Source organism: Methylobacter sp. S3L5C (genome assembly GCF_022788635.1).
GTDB lineage: Bacteria > Pseudomonadota > Gammaproteobacteria > Methylococcales > Methylomonadaceae > Methylobacter_C.
In genome coordinates this window covers 4,717,096-4,736,736 of record NZ_CP076024.1, presented here as the reverse complement: position 1 = coordinate 4,736,736, position 19,641 = coordinate 4,717,096, and the positions used below count along the sequence as shown (strand labels likewise).

General features: G+C 43.9%; 14 protein-coding genes. 8 read left to right on the top strand and 6 right to left on the bottom strand.

Annotated features, from left to right (window positions below; genetic code table 11):
- Window positions 1–102: 102 nt before the first annotated feature.
- The 5 genes from bamE to KKZ03_RS21425 all read right to left on the bottom strand — a co-directional run bounded on the left by bamE (window position 103) and on the right by KKZ03_RS21425 (window position 6,936).
- Window positions 103–456: an outer membrane protein assembly factor BamE gene (bamE, locus tag KKZ03_RS21445; RefSeq protein ID WP_243218845.1), complete on the bottom strand. Its 354-nt coding sequence runs from the start codon at window positions 454–456 to the stop codon at window positions 103–105.
- A 69-nt stretch (window positions 457–525) separates the two neighbouring features.
- Window positions 526–3,582 (bottom strand): efflux RND transporter permease subunit, encoded by a 3,057-nt coding sequence (locus KKZ03_RS21440; protein ID WP_243218844.1) that lies wholly within the window; start codon window positions 3,580–3,582, stop codon window positions 526–528.
- 6 nt (window positions 3,583–3,588) lie between these two features.
- Window positions 3,589–4,719, bottom strand: coding sequence for an efflux RND transporter periplasmic adaptor subunit (locus tag KKZ03_RS21435; RefSeq protein ID WP_243218843.1), 1,131 nt, complete (start codon window positions 4,717–4,719; stop codon window positions 3,589–3,591).
- Window positions 4,720–4,774: 55 nt separating this feature from the next.
- Window positions 4,775–6,355, bottom strand: coding sequence for an efflux transporter outer membrane subunit (locus KKZ03_RS21430; protein ID WP_243218842.1), 1,581 nt, complete (start codon window positions 6,353–6,355; stop codon window positions 4,775–4,777).
- Window positions 6,352–6,936, bottom strand: a complete 585-nt coding sequence (locus KKZ03_RS21425) for a TetR/AcrR family transcriptional regulator (protein ID WP_243218841.1) — start codon at window positions 6,934–6,936, stop codon at window positions 6,352–6,354. The genes KKZ03_RS21430 and KKZ03_RS21425 overlap by 4 nt, the downstream gene beginning before the upstream one ends.
- 302 nt (window positions 6,937–7,238) lie before the next feature.
- Here KKZ03_RS21425 and KKZ03_RS21420 point away from each other — a divergent pair, with 302 nt between their 5' ends.
- The 6 genes from KKZ03_RS21420 to KKZ03_RS21395 all read left to right on the top strand — a co-directional run bounded on the left by KKZ03_RS21420 (window position 7,239) and on the right by KKZ03_RS21395 (window position 16,465).
- Window positions 7,239–8,174 (top strand): Gfo/Idh/MocA family protein, encoded by a 936-nt coding sequence (locus KKZ03_RS21420; protein WP_243218840.1) that lies wholly within the window; start codon window positions 7,239–7,241, stop codon window positions 8,172–8,174.
- A gap of 169 nt (window positions 8,175–8,343) precedes the next feature.
- Window positions 8,344–9,441 (top strand): DegT/DnrJ/EryC1/StrS aminotransferase family protein, encoded by a 1,098-nt coding sequence (locus KKZ03_RS21415; RefSeq protein WP_243218839.1) that lies wholly within the window; start codon window positions 8,344–8,346, stop codon window positions 9,439–9,441.
- A 216-nt stretch (window positions 9,442–9,657) separates the two neighbouring features.
- On the top strand, window positions 9,658–10,269 hold the full coding sequence (locus tag KKZ03_RS21410) for a transposase (RefSeq protein WP_243218838.1): 612 nt from the start codon (window positions 9,658–9,660) through the stop codon (window positions 10,267–10,269).
- A gap of 128 nt (window positions 10,270–10,397) precedes the next feature.
- Window positions 10,398–11,549 carry a lipid-A-disaccharide synthase gene (lpxB, locus tag KKZ03_RS21405; RefSeq protein WP_243218837.1) on the top strand — a complete coding sequence of 384 codons (1,152 nt, stop codon included), beginning with the start codon at window positions 10,398–10,400 and terminating at the stop codon, window positions 11,547–11,549.
- A gap of 253 nt (window positions 11,550–11,802) precedes the next feature.
- Complete coding sequence (gene nifJ, locus KKZ03_RS21400) at window positions 11,803–15,459, top strand: pyruvate:ferredoxin (flavodoxin) oxidoreductase (protein WP_243218836.1); 3,657 nt, start codon at window positions 11,803–11,805, stop codon at window positions 15,457–15,459.
- Window positions 15,452–16,465 carry a dihydroorotate dehydrogenase-like protein gene (locus tag KKZ03_RS21395; RefSeq protein WP_243218835.1) on the top strand — a complete coding sequence of 338 codons (1,014 nt, stop codon included), beginning with the start codon at window positions 15,452–15,454 and terminating at the stop codon, window positions 16,463–16,465. Before nifJ ends, KKZ03_RS21395 begins: the two co-directional genes overlap by 8 nt.
- Before the next feature lie 61 nt (window positions 16,466–16,526).
- On the opposite strand, the gene KKZ03_RS21390 is transcribed toward KKZ03_RS21395, so the two are convergent.
- Entirely contained in the window at window positions 16,527–17,678 is a 1,152-nt protein-coding gene (locus KKZ03_RS21390; protein WP_243218834.1) for a hypothetical protein, read from the bottom strand.
- Between the two features lie 434 nt (window positions 17,679–18,112).
- Between KKZ03_RS21390 and KKZ03_RS21385 the strand changes: the two genes are divergently transcribed.
- Together KKZ03_RS21385 and KKZ03_RS21380 are read left to right on the top strand one after the other, a co-directional pair.
- On the top strand, window positions 18,113–18,586 hold the full coding sequence (locus tag KKZ03_RS21385) for a hypothetical protein (protein WP_243218833.1): 474 nt from the start codon (window positions 18,113–18,115) through the stop codon (window positions 18,584–18,586).
- Window positions 18,587–18,800: 214 nt separating this feature from the next.
- The gene (locus KKZ03_RS21380; protein ID WP_243218832.1) at window positions 18,801–19,565 is read left to right on the top strand and encodes an inositol monophosphatase family protein; all 765 of its coding nucleotides are present in this window, start codon (window positions 18,801–18,803) and stop codon (window positions 19,563–19,565) included.
- Window positions 19,566–19,641 lie beyond the last annotated feature (76 nt).

Here is a 19,641-nt window from a genome sequence, read left to right as displayed (position 1 = left end):
AAGGCGCAGGTAAAAGTTATATTAAGTCGCATCCCGGCATTTTGATTTGGAGTAATAGGATTTCCGATCTATTTGGTCGCCAAAGCATCAACGCTGACAGGCTTATTTGGCGCGCTTGGTGGTGTTAAATACAAAAGCTGCAACGACTCCGCGTTTATCAAATTTAATGACCAAGTCTTCAGTGCTACCGTCACTAAAAAGGCTATAGTAATATTTGGCGTAAGTCCACGTCTTCATGCCGTTATCTATGCCGGTTCTCCAAGGCGATCCAAATGTGGTGTAAACATCGCTTTGAGTAGTTGCGCCTATGTGGATAGAAGATACCTGTCCGGCTGGAAACTCATGGCCTACAGTAGCGCACCCTGAAGATAATAGGAGCATTGATAGAGGTAAAAGCAGCAGTAGCGGGCGTAGTAATTTAGCCGTGTGTTTGGTCCAAGAGTGTGTGATTTTCATTGTTTGGTTACTCGTTATTGGGAGGCTTTGGGTAGCTCGTAAGTATTGATTGTATCTTATCCGGCATCGCTATGGGGTATTTGCTGCTATCTTGGAATGGTTTTGTCCAATCAGTAGATACACAGCAGGGACTACAAATAGTGTAAACAAGGTGCCTATGGCTATGCCGGTAGCTATAACCAGTCCTATGTTAAAACGAGATACGGCACCTGCGCCGGTTGCAAAAATAAGCGGTAATACACCCAGTACCATCGCGGCGGTGGTCATTAAAATGGGTCGTAGCCGGATACCCGCTGCTGATTCTATTGCATCACGTTTGGACATGCCTTCTTTTTGTTTGATATTGGCAAATTCGACAATCAAGATGCCATGCTTACTGATTAAGCCCATTAAGGTGACCAAGCCAACCTCAGTATAGATGTTAAGTGTCGCACCACCGACACCTAAGGCAATAAAAATAAGTGCTCCTGCAATCGACATGGGCACCGATACCAGAATAATCAGCGGATCGCGGAAGCTTTCAAATTGCGCGGCCAGAGCCAGAAAAATAATGATCAAAGCGAAGGCAAAAGTAAAAATAAAACCGCTGGACTCGTTAACCAGTTGTCGTGATTGTCCTGCGTAGTCTATCGAGTAGCCAGGCGGCAATACTTTGGCGGCGATTTCTTTTAACGAATTGATTGAATCTCCCAACGTCACACCCGGAAAGGGCACACCGGAAACAACTGCTGCGTTTAATTGCTGAAAGTGGTTCAGTGATTGCGGTACTGTTTTTGTGCTGATAGTTGCGATGGTTGATAAGGGAACAGTCGAGCCGTCAGCTGCACGAATATAGTAGTTAAGTAACTGGTCAGCATTAAGCCGGGATGTTTGCTGTACTTGCGGAATCACTTTGTAGGATCTTCCTGTCATGCTGAAATAGTTGACGTAACCACCACCCAGAATCGATGCCAGCGACGAGCCGACATCTTGCATGCTAAGACCCAGCAGAGCCGTTTTATTACGGTCAATTTCCACTTGTGATTGTGGTTTATCAACTTTTAAATCCGTATCAAGGAAGATGAACATGCCGCTTTTTTGGGCTTCCTGCATAAATTGTTGGGTCACGGTGTTTAATTGCTCAAATGATTCGGTCGTGCCGATTACGAACTGCATGGGTAAACCACTGCTCCCCGGTAATGGTGGCGGTTGGAAAGCCGCAACACGAACCCCGGCAATATCATTCATTTCTTTCTGAATGATGGGTTGTAGTTGGCTTGCCGTTTGGGTTCGTTCATCCCAAGGTTTAAGAACGGCACCGGCAATGGACTGCCCGGGTACATTGAGCTGGAAAACGTGATCGCTTTCAGGGTGCTCCATAAATTTTTTAAACACCTCAGCTGCATAAACCAGACGCTGCTCAAGTGTAGCATCCGGTGCTGCGGTAGACATGGTAATAATGACGCCTTGATCTTCCTGTGGCGCGAGTTCCCTGTTGGAGCTGGTATAAAGAAAGTAAATGCTGCCGAGTATGATGACCGCAAAGGTACTGGTTACGGGTAAATAGTTAAGTGAGCCGTGTAATGTTCGTGAATAGATACGCTGCAAGGCAAAAACCCTGCGGTCAATAAAATCGACGATACGTTCTTCCCAGCCGTCACGGTTGGTCGTATGTGATTTTAGTAATCGCGAACACATCATGGGCGACAACGTTAACGCGACAATGGCGGATACGGTCACTGCAGCGACTACGGTAAAAGCAAATTCCGAAAACAAGGCTCCCGTCAGTCCACCTTGAAAGCCTACCGGAACATAGACCGCGACCAGCACGATGGTCATGGCGATAATGGGGCCGGTCAACTCCCTTGCCGCCAGTAGTGAAGCAGGAATCGGTTGCATACCGTCTTCAATATGTCGGTTGACGTTTTCGACCACAATAATGGCATCGTCAACGACCAGGCCAATGGCAAGCACCAAGGCCAAAAGCGTCAGCAAATTAATGGAGAACCCCAGCATCAACATGATGGTAAAGGTGCCGATCAACGAAAGCGGTATGGCTATAACGGGTATTAATACTGAACGGGGCGAGCCCAAAAATGCGAAGACAACGAGAGTAACAATTAATAATGCTTCAATAAGCGTATGGACGACTTCATTGATAGAGCTATCAACAAATTTCGTTGAATCGTAGACAATTTTACCGCTGATTCCTTCCGGTAGTTGCGCCTGGATGTCAGGAAATACTTCACGCACTCTTGCGATAACTTCAAGCAGATTGGCACTTGAAGCGACCTGAAGTCCAATATAAACGGCCTTGTTGCCATCGAAAGAGACGCTGGACTCGTAATCATCGGCGCCCAAAGAGACATTGGCGACATCTTTTAAGCGAATGATCGCGCCGTCTTTTTGCTTGATAATTAATTGTTCAAATTCAGCAACCGAATGCAAACTGGTTGATGCGGTCAGGTTGACTTGCACCATTTGACCTTTGGTGGTGCCAAGTCCGGCGATAAAGTTGTTTTTGGTTAATGCCGCGCTGACATCAGATGCCGTGAGTCCGTAAGCCGCCAGTTTATTGGGGTCTAGCCAGGCACGCAGGGAAAAGTTTTTACCACCCAATAACTCGGCAGTCTGGATACCTTCTACTGCCTGTAACCTCGGCTGTACCGAGCGAATTAAATAATCCGTGATGTTGTTGGCGGGCAAGTTTTCGCTGGAAAAACCGATGTACATTGCATCAATGGTTTCGCCGATTTTTACACTCAAAACCGGTGTTTGTGATTCTGGCGGTAACTGATTGAGCACAGCATTAACCTTGGCATTGATTTCCGTCAGGGCTTTGTTGGGATCAAAATTGAGTCGCAGATTGGCCGTTATCGTACTGACACTATTCTGGCTGGTCGAAGTGATATAGTCGATGCCGTTTGCCTGAGCGATGTTGTTTTCCAGTGGCGTCGTGATAAAGCCCGCGATAATGTCCGGGTCAGCACCATAGTAAGCCGTAGTAACGGTAACGATGGCATTTTCGGTACGTGGATACTGCAAAACGGGTAATTCACTTAGTGCACGCAAACCCAAGACTAACAGCATCATGCTGACTACCGTAGCCAGGATGGGCCGGCGGATAAAAATATCAGTAAAATTCATGGTGTATTATTGGTCTTTAGGTTGCGGAGTAGCGTCGTTGCTGGGTTGAATGGTATTGTCGACGATAACGGGTGAGCCGTTGCGTAATTTAATCTGCCCGGTAGTGACTATCGTTTCACCTTCTTTAACACCGGTAAGGATGGCGATTTGGTCACCGCGCGTATCACCGGTGGTAACAAAACTTTGTTTGGCAATCAGTTTGGGTTTACCTGCTGCGTCCAGACCATCGTTATCTATCCGATAAACGGTAGAACCGAAGGCGTTAAAAGTAATGGTGGTACGCGGCAGCGTGATATAGCGTTGCGCGAGTCCCGTGGCAATATTTACGGTGGCGTACATACCGGGCAGTAGTTTATGATCGAGGTTATTCAGTGTGGCTCTGACCTGCACATTACGGGTGTTGATGTCGACTTTTGGATTAATCACCGTAATGCCGCCAGTAAATGTCTGTGCGGGATAAACGTCCGTATTGAGAGTGACTTGTTGACCGATTGCCAGTGATTTTAATGCTTGTTGAGGCAGATAAAAGTCTACAAAAACGGTATCCAGAGCCTGTAGGGTAGTAATTGCGGTACCTACCGCAAGATATTGACCAATATCGACAAGTCGAATCCCTAAACGACCGGTAAAGGGAGCGCGAATCAGTTTTTTATCGACCAGTGCTTGCTGTTGGGCAATATTGGCAATGGCTATATCCAGGTTTGCCTTGTCTATATCCAGTACTTGCTTGCTGATGGCATTGACACTAAATTGTGCCAGGTCACGATTATAAGTAACACGAGTTAGTTGCGCGGTAGCTTTTAACGATTCCAGTTTGGCAATATCGTCATAGGCGCGTAATTGCAACAAAGGCGTTCCAATCTTTACATTATCGCCTTGGTTAAAGTAGATTTTTTCTACGATACCTGCTACTTCTGCACTCATGCTGGCACCTTGAACCGCTTGCAAGCTACCGACAGCTTCCAGTTTTGGTAACCATTCCAAATAGTTGGCTGTTATGGAGGAAACAGTTTGCACCGGCACCCCCTGCGACGACATAAATTGCTTGATCATGCGCCCCTTGAAGCTAATGAAACCAAAAATGCCTCCGAGTACAATGCCTACCATGATGAGCATAATGAGCATACGTTTAATCATTGCTGTTTCCTGCCGGGGGTTTGTTTAAACATGAATTTTTAAAAAGTGTTAGGGCTCAAGGGTTAAGACAAAAAAAGCATTCATACTTTTTTTCTTTCTTATCCTGGTTCGCCAATAAAGTGGTATATAACTTCTCACGGTTCCACCAACCGCCGCCCAGTGCCTGAAATAAGGCGGCGGTGTCGGCATAACGTCTGGTTTGCGCAGTTATTTGGGTAATACGTGCCTGGTGGTAATTGCGCTCTGAAATAAGTAGCGGTAAATAGCTGATAGCGCCGATTTTATATTGCAATTGACTCAGTTCCAGGCTGTCAGACGCGGCCTTTACGGCTGCATCTTGCGCTTTCAAACCAGTGGCATCGAACTCCAATGCGCTCAGAGTATCAGCGACGTTTTGGAAGGCCTGTAATACCGTACTTCGGTATTGCGCTGCGGCCTGTTCGTAGGCTGCTATTGCTGCACGCCGTTGATGGATTAGTCCGCCGCCATGAAAGATGGGTTGCAACAGGTTTCCGCCAACGCTCCAGATGGCGCTGCCGGGAACAAACAAATCGCCCATTCGGGTGGCAATGCTGCCTACATTGGCATTGATGGTGAAATCAGGCAACATATTGGCGGTAGCGACGCCGATTTGTGCACTGGCGACATGTAACTGAGCTTCTTGGGCACGAACATCGGGGCGTTGTTGCACCAGTTTGGATGGCAAGCTGAGCGGTAATCCTTCTGGTAGGTGCAGGTCGGAGAGTGTGAATTGAGCGGCCAGTTCGGTGCTGGGTAATTCGCCGGTTAAAACCGTCAATCGATGACGGTTTTGAGCCAGTTGCCGTTGTAACGGCGGCAAGGTTGTTTGCGTTTGTTCGAGTGTGGTTTGCTGTAACAAAACATCGACTTTCGATGCTCCCCCAAATTCGAACTGTTGTTTGATCAGTTCAAGCCCCTTGGCTTGAGCGACGATAATTTCTTCAGTTGCCTTAATTTGAGCTCTTAAAGACGCTTCTTGTATGGCGGTGGTGACGACGTTTGACGCCAGTGTCAGGAAAGTCCCCTCAAGTTGAAAGCGCTGATATTCTGCTTGAGCCTCAAAGCCCTCAATTTGCCTTCGAATAGCTCCGAAAGCATCCAGGGTGTAAGCAACCTGAACCGATCCTGTTGAGAGATTGTAAGCAGGCGCTTCAAACTCGGGATTACCAAATTGCGCACCGGAAATTTTTTGACGTTTGGTTGAAAATGTTGCGTCCAAGGTAGGGAATAAGGAGCTTTCCTGTACGGAAGCCTTTTCTTGGGCTTCGGTTAATGCCGATGAAGCGGCCTGTAAATCAGGATTATGCTTCATTGCTTGTTCAATTAATTTGGTTAAGGCTGGGGAGCGAAATAACGTCCACCATTGTCCTTGAATATCTTTTCCCAATGCCAACGATTGTGCGGAACCGGACTCTGATGAAGTTGTGGTAATACGGTTTGATGGTTTATCGGTGGTATAACTTTTTGTGTCAGGACTTGAGGGGCTGGTAAAGTCAGGCCCCAGCATACAACCGGAAGCCAACAGTGTGATTAAGGCACTGGCAATAGTAGTTGTTCGCAAGTTGAGTTTATCAATAGATAAGGTTAAGGGTAAAAGACTGGCTATTTTTTTCATGCAGTCTTTGTCTTTAAGCTGTTTATTAAAAGGTTGGTAACGTGGGTTGCAATAACTTCGGGCATCTCGTATTCAGGTTTCCAGCCGGTAAGATTTTTGAGTAGAGGCTGGTACTCAACATAGTATTGAGTTAAACCTATAATGGAGGTTGCAACCAGATAAGCATCCTGCTCCGGTGCCAATTCAGTAGCCAATTGCATTAATAATGAAAACTGGCTTTTAAAGATGCCTTGCGCCAATAGCTGCATTCTTTCGGGATTAGCTTCCAAAATTTCACGCTGCATCAGACGACAGAAATTCTGGTCATTAAGCATGACTTCAATTAATGAATGAATAAACAACCGCAATTTTTCTTCCGGGGAACAGTCAGATTGCCAGACCTGGCAAAAAATTTGCTCTTTACCTGAAAAAGCAAAGCGAACTGATTCCAGATACAGGGCATCTTTATCGGGGAAATGATGGTAAATCGCCGCAACACTCATATCAACTGCCTGAGCCAACTGCCTCATAGACAAGCCCGAATAGCCTTTTTGAGCGAATAAAACAATCGCCATACTTAATATTTTTTCTTTAGAGCTCAAAAAAATGTACCTAACAAACGTTCAGTAGGCACATAATACCCGAGAAGCCAGACTTCAGCAATTGTTTTTAATTCACCATGAAGACATGAAGTTTTCTTTCTTCGTGTCTTCATGGTGATAATCTTTTAAAAAAGATGCCGGGTAAGTAGCGATTTCGGCCGCCAACTCCACAAAAGTTTCTGAATACATTTTGATAGATTACAATATCAGGCATTATCCATGTCCGGACAGTTTCTTGGCTGATAATTTATTTTTATCAGGCTATCTTCGGACTAAATCGAACACCATGCAAAGTTAAGCAAATGAAAAAATTAAAATGCGCTGTTATCGGGACCGGTTATTTAGGCAAATTCCACGCTGAAAAATATGCCTCACTACCTGATTGTGAATTGGTTGCCGTCGTTGACATTAACGAGGTTGCTGCAAAAGCGGTAGCGGACAAGCATGGTGCGAAAGCCCTGACAGATTACCAAGCCTTGCTGGGCGAAGTCGATGCAGTCAGCATTGTTGTGCCTACTACATTGCATCACCTTGTTTCCAAAGACTTTCTTAATGCAGGGGCACATGTTCTGGTTGAAAAGCCGATTACGGTAACGGTTGCCGAGGCGGATGAGTTAATAGCCATTGCCAAAGCGAAGTGTTTGATTTTACAGGTGGGACATCTGGAGCGTTTTAATCCGGCCGTATTAGGTTTGGATAACGATGAAAAACCGCTGTTTATTGAATCGCACCGTTTATCGCCTTTTAATCCCCGCGCCAATGATGTGAGCGTTGTGCTGGATTTAATGATTCATGATATTGATATTATTTTGGCTTTGGTGGATTCAGAAGTCGAGCGTATTGACGCCAGTGGCACGGCAGTGCTGACGCAAGGTACGGACATTGCCAATGCCCGGTTGTTATTTAAAAATGGTTGTGTGGCTAATGTAACGGCCAGTCGAATTAGTATGAAGATGGAGCGCAAAATGCGACTGTTTAGACCGAGTTCCTATATTTCTGTTGATTTTCAAAATCGGGTTTTAACCAAATATCGCACCGGTGAAAAAGAAATGTTTCCCGGCATTCCTGAAATACTCACTGAAGAATCTGTTTTTGAGGGTGGTGACGCACTGCTTGAAGAAATTAAACATTTTGTCAACTGTATCCAAACCGGCGAAAATCCTTTGGTTTCTGGCGAGGCCGGACGACGTGCATTGGCAACAGCGATACAAATCACAAGATTATTAGGCGATAAATAAGTATTTAAGGTTAAAAGGTTAAAGGTTAAAGGTTAAAGGTTAAAGGTTAAAGGTTAAAGGTAATCCCTATAATGGCCGATCTTTGCCTTGTACCTGGCTGTATAGTTATACAATTTTCACTATTAGAAACGCGTTTCTACATACATAAATAAAAAAGGTAATAACAATTATGATACCGATGGTAAACCTGAAGGCTCAATACGTAGAAATCAAAGATGAAGTTGAGCGAGGCTTGGCTGAAACAATAGAAAACTGTGCTTTTATATTAGGTCCTAATGTACAGGCTTTTGAAAAAGAAACGGCTGAGTATTTGGGTGTTAAACATGCCATTGGTGTCGCTTCAGGTACCGATGCATTGCATTTGGCGTTAATTGCCGAAGGCATAGGTGTTGGTGATGAAGTGATTACCACCGCGTTTACTTTTATTGCGACAGCCGAAGCTATTAAATATGTTGGTGCAACGCCTGTTTTTGTGGATATAGATCCCAGAACCTTTAATATTTCACCATTCGCTATAGAACAGGCTATTACTTCAAAAACCAAAGCCATCATGCCGGTGCATCTATTTGGTCAACCGGCAGACATGACTGAAATTATGCAACTCTGTGAGCAACATAATTTAAAGTTAATTGAAGATGCTTGTCAGTCCTTTGGCGCACGCATTAATGGTCAACAAACCGGTGCGATAGGTCATGCAGGGGGATACAGTTTTTTCCCCAGTAAAAACCTGGGTGCTTTTGGTGATGGCGGCTTGGTGGTTACCAACTCGGATGAAACGGCGGCAAAAATTAAACAACTGCGTAATCATGGCTCGGATGTTCGTTATTATCATGATGTGATTGGTTATAACAGTCGCCTTGATGAAATGCAGGCAGTGATTTTACGAGCAAAATTAAAACGCATCGATCAATACAATCAGGCGCGCCGTCATGTTGCCCATCTTTATTCAGAGCTAATGGCAGATTTACCGTTGATTACGCCGTATGAAGATGGTTTGGGTGAGCATGTTTATCATCAATACACCTTGTTATCGGATCGTCGTGATGACATTTTAAAAGCTCTGCAGGATAAACAAATTGGCTGTGCGGTTTATTATCCGGTGCCTTTGCATCAACAAAATGTTTTTAAAGAAGCATGTGCAGGTTTAAGCTTGCCTGTTACCGAAGCGGTTTCAGCTACTTGTTTTTCCTTGCCGATTTGTCCGTTTCTTGAAGACGATACGATCAGGGAAATTGTTGGAGTTATTCGAGGTGTATTGACGGTGTAGTTGGTTATGATAGTAGAGACGCGATTTATCGCGTCTCTCTATTTATCGCGTCTCTATTTATCGTGTTTCTACATCTGTAAAATGCATGAGGTATTATTTAGACGCGATAAATCCAGACGCGATAAATCGCGTCTCCACCGGGATTGATTTATGGTTGATAGGTATAAAGGCAAATATAGAATTTCTTCTGCCCGATTAAAAAACTAGGATTATGGCTTGAATGCCCCTTATTTTGTAACCATTTGTACGGACAATAAAATCTGTTTTTTCGGTAATGTTAAAGAAGGAAAAATGTACTTGTCGGATTTGGGGCAGTTGGCAAATAAATATTGGTTGGAAATGGAAAAACAATTTCCATTTGTCATTTTAGACCATTTTATTGTCATGCCGAATCATGTGCATGGAATAATAAATATTGATAACCCCCTTTCTGACAGTAGAGACGCGATTTATCGCGTCTCAAATAGTGCTGATAATCCAGACGGCGTTGACAATCCAGATCTGATTTATCGCGTCTCAAATAGTACTTATAATCCAGATGGCGTTGATAATTCAGACGCGATAAATCGCGTCTCTACGGTCAGAAAAATTGGCGGAGTTACGGGAAATAATAACCCAATGTTGCATGAAAATTTGTCTCGTTGTATGAACTGGTATAAGGGTAGATGTACTTTTGAAATGAGAAAGATTAATACAAAGTTTTTCTGGCAGCCACGTTTTATTGAACATGTTATTCGTAATGAAGAGGATTATTTAAAAATTGCTGAATATATTCAAAATAACCCACGGAAATGGCAAGTAGATAAATATTATGCATCGTCAATTTAACAGTAAATTAATACGACCATCATCCCCCTGATATGCAATTACTTGTCAGTGAAAACGTGCTCAAGCAAGTAGAAATGATTGCCAATGAATTGGCTATTAATTAGTTTATAGCCCAGAGAAACTTACTTATGTCTCAAAAATCCCCTTTAACGATAATGTTCAGCGCTGGAGAATCTTCCGGTGACCAACACGCTGCCAATATGTTTCTGGAACTGAAAAAACATCAGCCGAACCTTAATGGCTTGGGTATGGGGGGTGCAAAAATGGCGCAGGCGGGTATCGATATTCGTTATGACTCAGGGTCTATCGGTGTTATTGGCGTGGTTGAAGTGATCAGGCACTATGGTGAAATTCGTCGGGCGTTAAAGTTGATGCAACAGCTGGTTTCAACTGAACGACCTGATTTACTGGTGTGTGTCGATTATAAAGAATTTAACCTTAAATTGGCGCGTTACGCCAAGCAATGCGGCATCAAAGTATTGTTTTATGTAAGTCCGCAAGTCTGGGCATGGCGGCCGGGTCGAGTAAAGACTTATGGCAAGGCGATTGATATGATGGCGGTGATCTTTCCGTTTGAAACCGCTTATTATGATGCCGAGAATGTGCCGGTGCGTTATGTGGGTCATCCTTCTGTTGATAAAGTCCATCCTCAGCGTAGCCAAGCGGAAGACAGAATACTTTTTGGTTTGGATGAAAAAAAACCGGTGGTTGGTTTATTGCCGGGTAGTCGTGCCAACGAAATTAACCGGATGTTACCGGTCATGTTAGCGGCGGCTGAAAAGTTACAGTCCAGTTTGCCGGATAGTCAGTTTATATTGCCCCAAGCGGATTCAATCAGTGATGAATTACTTCAAGGTTACTTGCGTTTGTCATCGCTTAAAATAACGGTGATAAAAAACCAGCCTTATGACGTTATTCAATGTTGCGATGCGGTGATGACAACTTCAGGAACTGCAACCCTTGAAATTGCCTTATTAACGGTACCTATGGTGATTGCCTACAAACTTTCCACGCTAACTTATTGGTTGGGACGCTGGTTGGTGAACATATCTTTTATAGGTTTACCGAATATTATTTTGGGTAAGGCCTTTGTCAAAGAACTTATTCAGCATGAGGCGACGGCCGATAATTTGGCCGCAGAGGTTAAACGAATTTTAACGGACAAGACGTATGCTGATGAAATACGTGCCAATTTGATTTTGGTAAAACAGCAATTAGGGCAGGGCGGTGGTTCAAAAAATATGGCGCAACTAGCCTTGGAGATGTTGGAGAAAGGTTAATGGCTGATTCCGGGCATGCACTTGATTTTATCGAAGGGAATGTTGGTTTCCTGTGCACTTGTACGGCATGTCGAAAACGTTTGCTTTTGCTTATGCGCAAAAAAACGGTAGTCCAGCTTATAAGGTAACTTATAACCTCACAAAAAAAATGGTGATGTCAGTATGCGTGATTAGGGGTAAAATCACTCATTCTCTAAATCAATTACGAAGAATAAGGTTGTTACACTTTTTTTGTTCATCACAGGGCAGTCTAATGAAAAATCAGCAAACACTTACGATTGATGGAAATCAGGCTGCCGCAACAGTAGCCCATAAGCTTAACGAAGTCATCGCCATTTATCCGATAACTCCGTCGTCCAATATGGGGGAATGGGCTGATGAATGGTCTTCTCGCGGACAGGTCAATTTATGGGGCACAGTGCCGCAAGTGACTGAAATGCAAAGTGAGGCCGGAGCCGCCGGAGCTATTCATGGGGCTTTGCAGGCAGGTTCAATGGCGACGACTTTTACCGCCTCCCAAGGTTTGCTGTTAATGTTGCCTAATATGTACAAAATTGCCGGTGAGTTAACGCCGACGGTATTTCATATTGCCGCCCGTTCGTTGGCTTGTCAGGGCTTGTCTATTTTTGGTGACCACAGCGATGTCATGTCGGCACGGATGACCGGTTTTGGGATGCTGTGTTCCAATTCGCCGCAGGAAGTGATGGATTTTGCACTGATCGCGCATGCGGTAGCATTGGAAAGCCGTATTCCGCTAATGCATTTTTTTGACGGTTTTAGAACCTCTCATGAAGTGGCCAAAATTAAAATACTGGATGATACGGTGTTGCGGGCCATGATTAAGGAAGAATGGGTTGCCGCCCATCGAAGCCGAGCTTTAACGCCCGATAAGCCGGTGCTGCGTGGTACTGCCCAGAATCCTGATGTCTATTTTCAGGCACGGGAATCGGTTAATGCTTATTATCAGGCGATGCCGGGCATCGTACAGAATGCAATGGATCGCTTTGCCGAGCTGACAGGCCGCTCATATCGCTTGTTTGACTATTCAGGTTCGCCACAGGCCAAACGCGTTATCGTCATTATGGGGTCTGGGGCCGAAGTGGTAGCGGAAACCATCGATTATCTTAATCGTCAGGGTGAATCAGTCGGTTTGCTTAAAGTGCGATTATATCGGCCCTTTGATGCGAAAAGTCTGCTTGCGGCATTGCCGGAGACTTGCCATGCCATTGCTGTTTTGGATCGTACCAAAGAGCCGGGTGCAGATGGTGAACCCCTGTATAAGGATGTTTTGAGTGTCATCGCGCAGGACTATATTAGCGGTACGGCCCGGTTTTCGGTATTGCCGAAAGTGGTGGGTGGCCGTTATGGTCTGTCTTCCAAAGAATTTACGCCCGGCATGATCAAGGCAATCTTTGATGAGTTGAAACAACCACAACCAAAAAACAATTTTACTATCGGTATCCATGATGATGTTACGCACACCAGTCTGGATTGGGATGCGAGTTATCGTACCGATGCCCTTGACGATACTTTTCAGGCCATGTTCTACGGCTTGGGCAGTGACGGTACCGTAAGCGCCAATAAAAATACCATTAAAATTATCGGTGAAGCAACTGAGTTGTATGCACAGGGTTATTTTGTTTATGACTCGAAAAAATCCGGTGCGATTACCGTCTCGCATTTACGTTTCGGCCCTAATCCGATACGCTCCACTTATCTGATTGCTGAAAACGATGCCAATTTTATTGGCTGTCATCAGACGATTTTTCTGGAGCGTTACGACATGCTCGCTAACGCAGCCGATGACGCAGTGTTTTTACTGAATACTCCTGAGTCGGTCGAACAGGTTTGGGCATCGCTACCTGCCAAAATGCAGCAGCAGATGATTGCCAAAAAAATTCGCTTCTATGTCATTGACGGTTATGCGGTCGCTGAAAAAAGCGGCATGGGCAAGCGCATTAATACCATCATGCAGACTTGTTTTTTTGCAATATCTGGTGTGTTACCGCAGACCGATGCCATTACTGCGATTAAACATGCTGTCGAAAAAACCTATGGCAAAAAAGGTCAGCGTGTTGTTGAACTTAATTTTAAGGCTATTGATGAAACACTGGCCAGTTTGCATCCCGTTCCATTGCCCACAACGGTTAGCAGTCTGTTCGATATTATGTCGACTATTACCGATGCTGCGCCCGATTTTGTTAAACGGGTAACCGGTGAAATTATTGCCGGTAGAGGGGATGCCTTACCGGTGAGTGTTATGCCGATTGATGGTACTTTTCCAACCGGTACGGCGGCTTTTGAGAAACGCAATTTAGCCCTGGAAATTCCGGTTTGGGAAACCGATTTATGTACCCAATGTGGAAAATGCGTGATGGTGTGTCCACATTCGGTTATTCGCAGCAAGATTTTTTCAACAGATGCTTTGGCTGATATGCCTGAAACTTTTAAACATACGCCAATGTTGGGTAAAGACTTTCCGGCCGGTTTGGAAATGAGCTATCAGGTTGCACCGGAAGATTGCACCGGTTGCACCTTGTGTGTTGATATTTGTCCGATTCGTGATAAATCCAATGCCAGTCGTAAAGCCTTAAATATGCAGCCTCAGCCACCGCTACGGGAAGCCGAGCGGGACAACTGGGATTTCTTTTTATCGATACCTGAATATGATCGACGCTTGTTAAAAACCAATACCATCAAAGGGGCAATGGTTCTGCAGCCATTGTTTGAATTTTCGGGTGCTTGCGTCGGTTGTGGTGAAACGCCTTACATTAAATTGGCTTCGCAGTTGTTTGGTGATCGTATGGTGATTGCCAATGCAACGGGTTGCTCTTCAATTTATGGCGGTAATTTGCCAACAACGCCGTGGACCAAAAATCCGGAAGGTCGTGGTCCTGCGTGGAGCAATTCGTTATTTGAAGATAATGCCGAATTTGGTTTGGGAATGCGCATCGCTTTGGATAAACAAAACGACTATGCCAAAGAACTGGTGGCCTCTCTGCGCGATCAGTTAGGTAGTGAGTTGGTTGATGCCATTTTAAACGCCGACCAGTCTGATGAAGCAGGAATTTACGAACAGCGCGAGCGGGTTACGATTCTTAAACAAAAGTTGCCGTCCCTGATTAATCAGGTCGATCAGGTTGGGCAATCTGCCCAAACCTTGCTCCAGTTAGCGGACAGTTTAAGCAAAAAAAGTGTCTGGATTATTGGTGGTGACGGTTGGGCTTATGACATCGGTTTTGGCGGGGTCGATCATGTGTTGGCCAGTGGCCGTAATGTTAACATTCTGGTTCTTGATACCGAGGTTTATTCCAATACCGGTGGGCAAACGTCAAAATCAACGCCGTTGGGTGCCGTGGCAAAATTCTCGGCTGGCGGTAAAGCAACAGCCAAAAAAGATTTGGCCTTACTAGCGATGGATTACAGTAATGTCTATGTCGCCCATGTTGCCTATGCCGGTAAAGATACCCAAACCCTCAATGCGTTTTTGGAGGCCGAAGCTCACGATGGACCGTCTATTATCATCGCTTATGCACCTTGTATCGCTCACGGCGTGGATATGTCCAATAATCACAGGCAGCAAAATTTAGCGGTTAAAAGTGGACATTGGCCGTTATTTCGCTTTGACCCCGGCAAAGCCAAAGCGGGTAAAAACCCGATGCATCTTGATTCTGCGGAACCGTCAATCCCTTACCGCGATTTTGTAAAAACTGAAACCCGATTTAGCATGTTGTGGCAAACGCATCCGGAAGCGGCCGAGCGTTTTCTGGCACAGGCACAGCAAGATGTTAAAAATCGCTATCGTTACTACAAACAATTATCCGAGCTGGAATGGAACGAAGCTACCAGTGTTTCAGCGGTAAAAGCGCAACTTAAAAACGATACTGCCAAGGAGAGTGACAATGGTTGATTTAACGACAAATTACATAGGCTTAAAACTGGCGAATCCGTTAGTCCCGTCAGCATCGCCATTGAGTAAAGATGTGGGGAGTGCCCGTAGACTGGAAGATGCCGGTGCCTCGGCGTTGGTTATGTATTCGCTGTTCGAAGAAAAAATCGAAGCTGAAGCACAGCAAATGGAACGGTTTTTTTATCAACAATCCTTGGGACATGGTGAAGCAGACTCGTTTCACCCCGTACCGGATAATATTCAAACTTATCAGGAACAGTATCTGGAGCAACTGCAAAAAATTAAGTCAGCGCTGGCGATTCCGGTTATTGCCAGTTTAAACGGTACGTCTTTGGGTGGCTGGGTTGAATACGGCAAGCAATTGCAACAGGCCGGTGCTGATGCCTTGGAATTAAATGTTTATCATGTTGCAGCCAATATCGAAGAAAGTAGCGATGCTGTCGAAAATCGTTATCTGGATATATTGCGGGAGTTAAAAGGTCACGTCAATTTACCGATCACGATGAAATTGTCTTCCCAGTTTAGTTCGCCCATTCATTTTGCACGACGATTGGAAGCTGCGGGTGCCGATGGGATTGCGCTATTTAATCGTTTTTATCAGCCCGATATTGATCTGGAAACGCTGGAAGTACTACCCAAGCTGGAGCTGTCAACGTCATCAGAAGCTTTGTTGCGTATACGCTGGACGGCTTTATTGTATGGTCGCACCAAGCTTTCTCTGGCGGTTACCGGTGGTTTTCACGAAACACCGGATATATTGAAAGCGTTATTGGCGGGAGCCGATGTCGTGCATCTTTGCAGCGTATTACTCAAACAAGGCGTGGGTCGTTTAACTGAAATGTTGACTGAAATGGAACAGTGGTTGGCTGAGCATGAATATGAGTCAATCAACCAGTTAAAGGGCAGCGTCAGCCAGCAACACGCCATTGATCCCGCCGCTTATGAACGTGCCAATTATGTGCAGATCCTGGATAGTTATTCCAGCCCTGCGGGCGTGTTGAGGTAGTTTTTGGTTTATTATTAATGAAGTGGGTAATTCACCATTATTTGAAAGTAAGTTAATCTGTTCAAGGATGAAAATAATTAATTTTTATCCAGGTAAGTACAATGATAGCAATCATTATTGTGGGAATAAATAGCTGAAACCGTTTATCTATCAGGTCAATTTTATCAATAAGCAGTGCTTTCTCGGATTCCGGAGCAAGGTTTATTTTATTGGATCCCCACAGAAAAAGTATGAATGTAATTAATATAGCGAAGTAACAACAGTTATAAACCGAATCTATAAAGGTAATATAAGCGATATCCGGCAATTTTTCTCTATAACCTTGCTGCAGAAAGATTAACGTAAGTAATGCTGTCGGTGGTACTCCCAGACGAACATCCCAAAGGGATGAAGATAACGTGGGTGATAAAAGAACCAATAACATGACAATTGTTAATGGTAAAAACTGTGATAACAATCCTGAGTTGACAGATTGTTTATAAGTGGTCTGAAATATTACTTGACTGGTACTGATAGGCTTTGTCTCCATGATTGTCGAGCCAAAACTACTGCCGTATACATGTGTTTTAGAAAAAACATTAAAAGCAATAGTATTGTAACCAGTCAGGTCAATATAGTTCCCGATACCTGATGCCAATTGATCTGGTTCCAAGTATAAATCATGAATGCTTTTGTCTGTTTTGATTTCATTCAAGTCAGTCAATTCAAATATAACAGGTATTTTTAAGGTCTCGAATGGAAATTTATAAAAAGAAATATCATTTATATAAAAATGACCTGAGAATTTAAAGCCTTGACGATAATGGCCATTTTTTAGTTTGATAGGGTCATCATGAAATTGCTCCAATTTGAAGTCCCAATTATCAATTTGATTAGCAAAATTTAACCATTTATCAGGCGTTAGTTTTCGAGATTGAAAAAATTCTTCTGCTTTTTCAGACCATGTAACCCAAACCCAACCGTTGGCATCGAATGTTTTATTATCAATAGAAAGGTTATAAATGTTATCGATATAACTACCGATCTGAATAGATGAGTCAGGGGATCTGGGTGAAGTTGCAACAACCGATATTATTTGATCCTTGGATTGAATTTTATGTGCGTCAAAATAATTTAATTGAATTAATACCATTAATATAATAGTTAAAATCAAAACAGTAGCAAAAGGTACTATTACGTAATAATCGGATTTATTTAACTTTAAATGATTCATGCTCTTTATGAGATAACCTGGATGCGGGATAAGAGAAGTTGGCAGCTTTTATAAAAAGCTGAAAAAATATAAATGACCAAGACTATATATTTAAAAAAATTGCTGATTGATAATTCTAACGCAATCATTTTGTGATGTGGATTATTTTTATAAGACATTTATTCCGGAATGAAAAAAACGTTAATAGTCTCGTCGGCGGGAATATGTCTTTTTGAGCCTAAACGAGAACAAGTGTTTCAGGCATGCTTCTGTATGACTATTTACCGCAGATCATGTTATCCAACATGATCGATAATGATTTTGAGGGCATCGCAATGCCAAAAAAGCCGGTAGAAGCAAAAGAAGAAATTGATAGAAAGGAACCTATTCAATATTTGTAACATAGGCTCGATGAGTTTGTTCGTCGTGAATTGTCATTTTTTGAGTCAGAAGACATGTCACAGGAATTGAGAGAACAGTTTTGGGAGTATGTAGTGGCCTACGAGAAATCTGAAAGAATCACGTCTTTTGACTTGCTGGTGCAAGGCGGTCTGGCGTTGCCAGCTCCGGAAGCATTGGATGAGATGCAACTGAACGCCAAGTTGTGGGAAGTGATACGCGGCTTGGCTTTGCTGCGTATATTTCTTTATAGTACCAACCATCTCAGTGATCGCGAACTGTATGAGGAATTATGGCATGAGGAGTTGCGGGTGGAAAATCCGGATATGCCAATCGATAAAAACTATGCTTGTCACATCGACTTGGTAGGTAGTGGTAGCGAGGAGGATGCCGAACTTTATCTGCGCTACTACGCTGATGAAGAAACCCGGAATCAGTGGGCTAAAGACTGGCCGAACGATATTATTCCGGCGCATGAAGCTCCACCCTATGACCGTGATCGGTATTTGCCGACTCGCGATCAGTATTAATTTAATGTGTAAAACCACGAAAAAAAACAAGGTAAAAACTTCGTGATCTTCGTGTCTTCGTGGTGAACAGCTTTTTATAAAATTTGTAAAACTTATTACGTTAAGTACAACGCTTCTAATTAATTGAGAGTCATCACCTTAGCGATAGCCATTTTTCAACGACTTAACTTTCTTGCCGTATAATTGGTTCTTTTGACTTATAAGGTTATCCCAGATGTCCATTTCGCTTGCTGAACTTGAAGATGTGGTCCGTGAAGCAGGATCAATTGCATTGACTTACTTTAAAGACTTAAAAAATATTGAAGTTAACAAAAAAAGCCCACGAGACTTTGTTACTGCGGCGGATATTGCGGTTGAGGCTTTTCTAAAAGAAACGCTCACCACAAAGTACCCCGAATTTGGTTTTTGGGGCGAAGAGACTGGTCAAAGTGCTAACCAAACCAATCGGTGGATAGTCGACCCTATCGATGGTACCCATTCATTTTCAAGAGGGCAATATTTTTGGGGTATCAGTGTTGCTCTGGAAATTGATCAAGAACTGATGATGGGTGCGGTTTATGCGCCGGCTTTAAATGATTATTACTGTGCCAAAAAGGGCAAAGGGGCTTTTAAAAATGCTATGCCAATTACGGTTTCCCCAGAAAGTAATCTGGCCGATGCGATGGTGGGTACAGGCTTTGCCTGTCTGCGTTCTTATCTGGAAGACAATAACCTGGAGCGCTTTGGCAGAATTGCGCAAAACACCACGGGTCAGCGGCGTTTTGGTTCGGCGGCCGTAGATTTATGTCTGGTTGCGGATGGTCAGCTTGATGCCTTCTGGGAGCAGGAATTAAATCTGTATGATGTTGCTGCCGGTGCTTTAATAGCCAAGGAAGCAGGCGCAAGCGTGACAGATTTTAAAGGCAATGAAGGGCTTTTCCCCAAAGAGGTTTTGGTAACTAATGGTAAGGTTCTTGCTCAAATTCTGCCATTGATGTAATGGGATCGTTATCGGTTGAAAATAAAAACGGGTGTCTTAATGCACCCGTTTTTTGTTTAGCCGGCTAAAGAAGTGC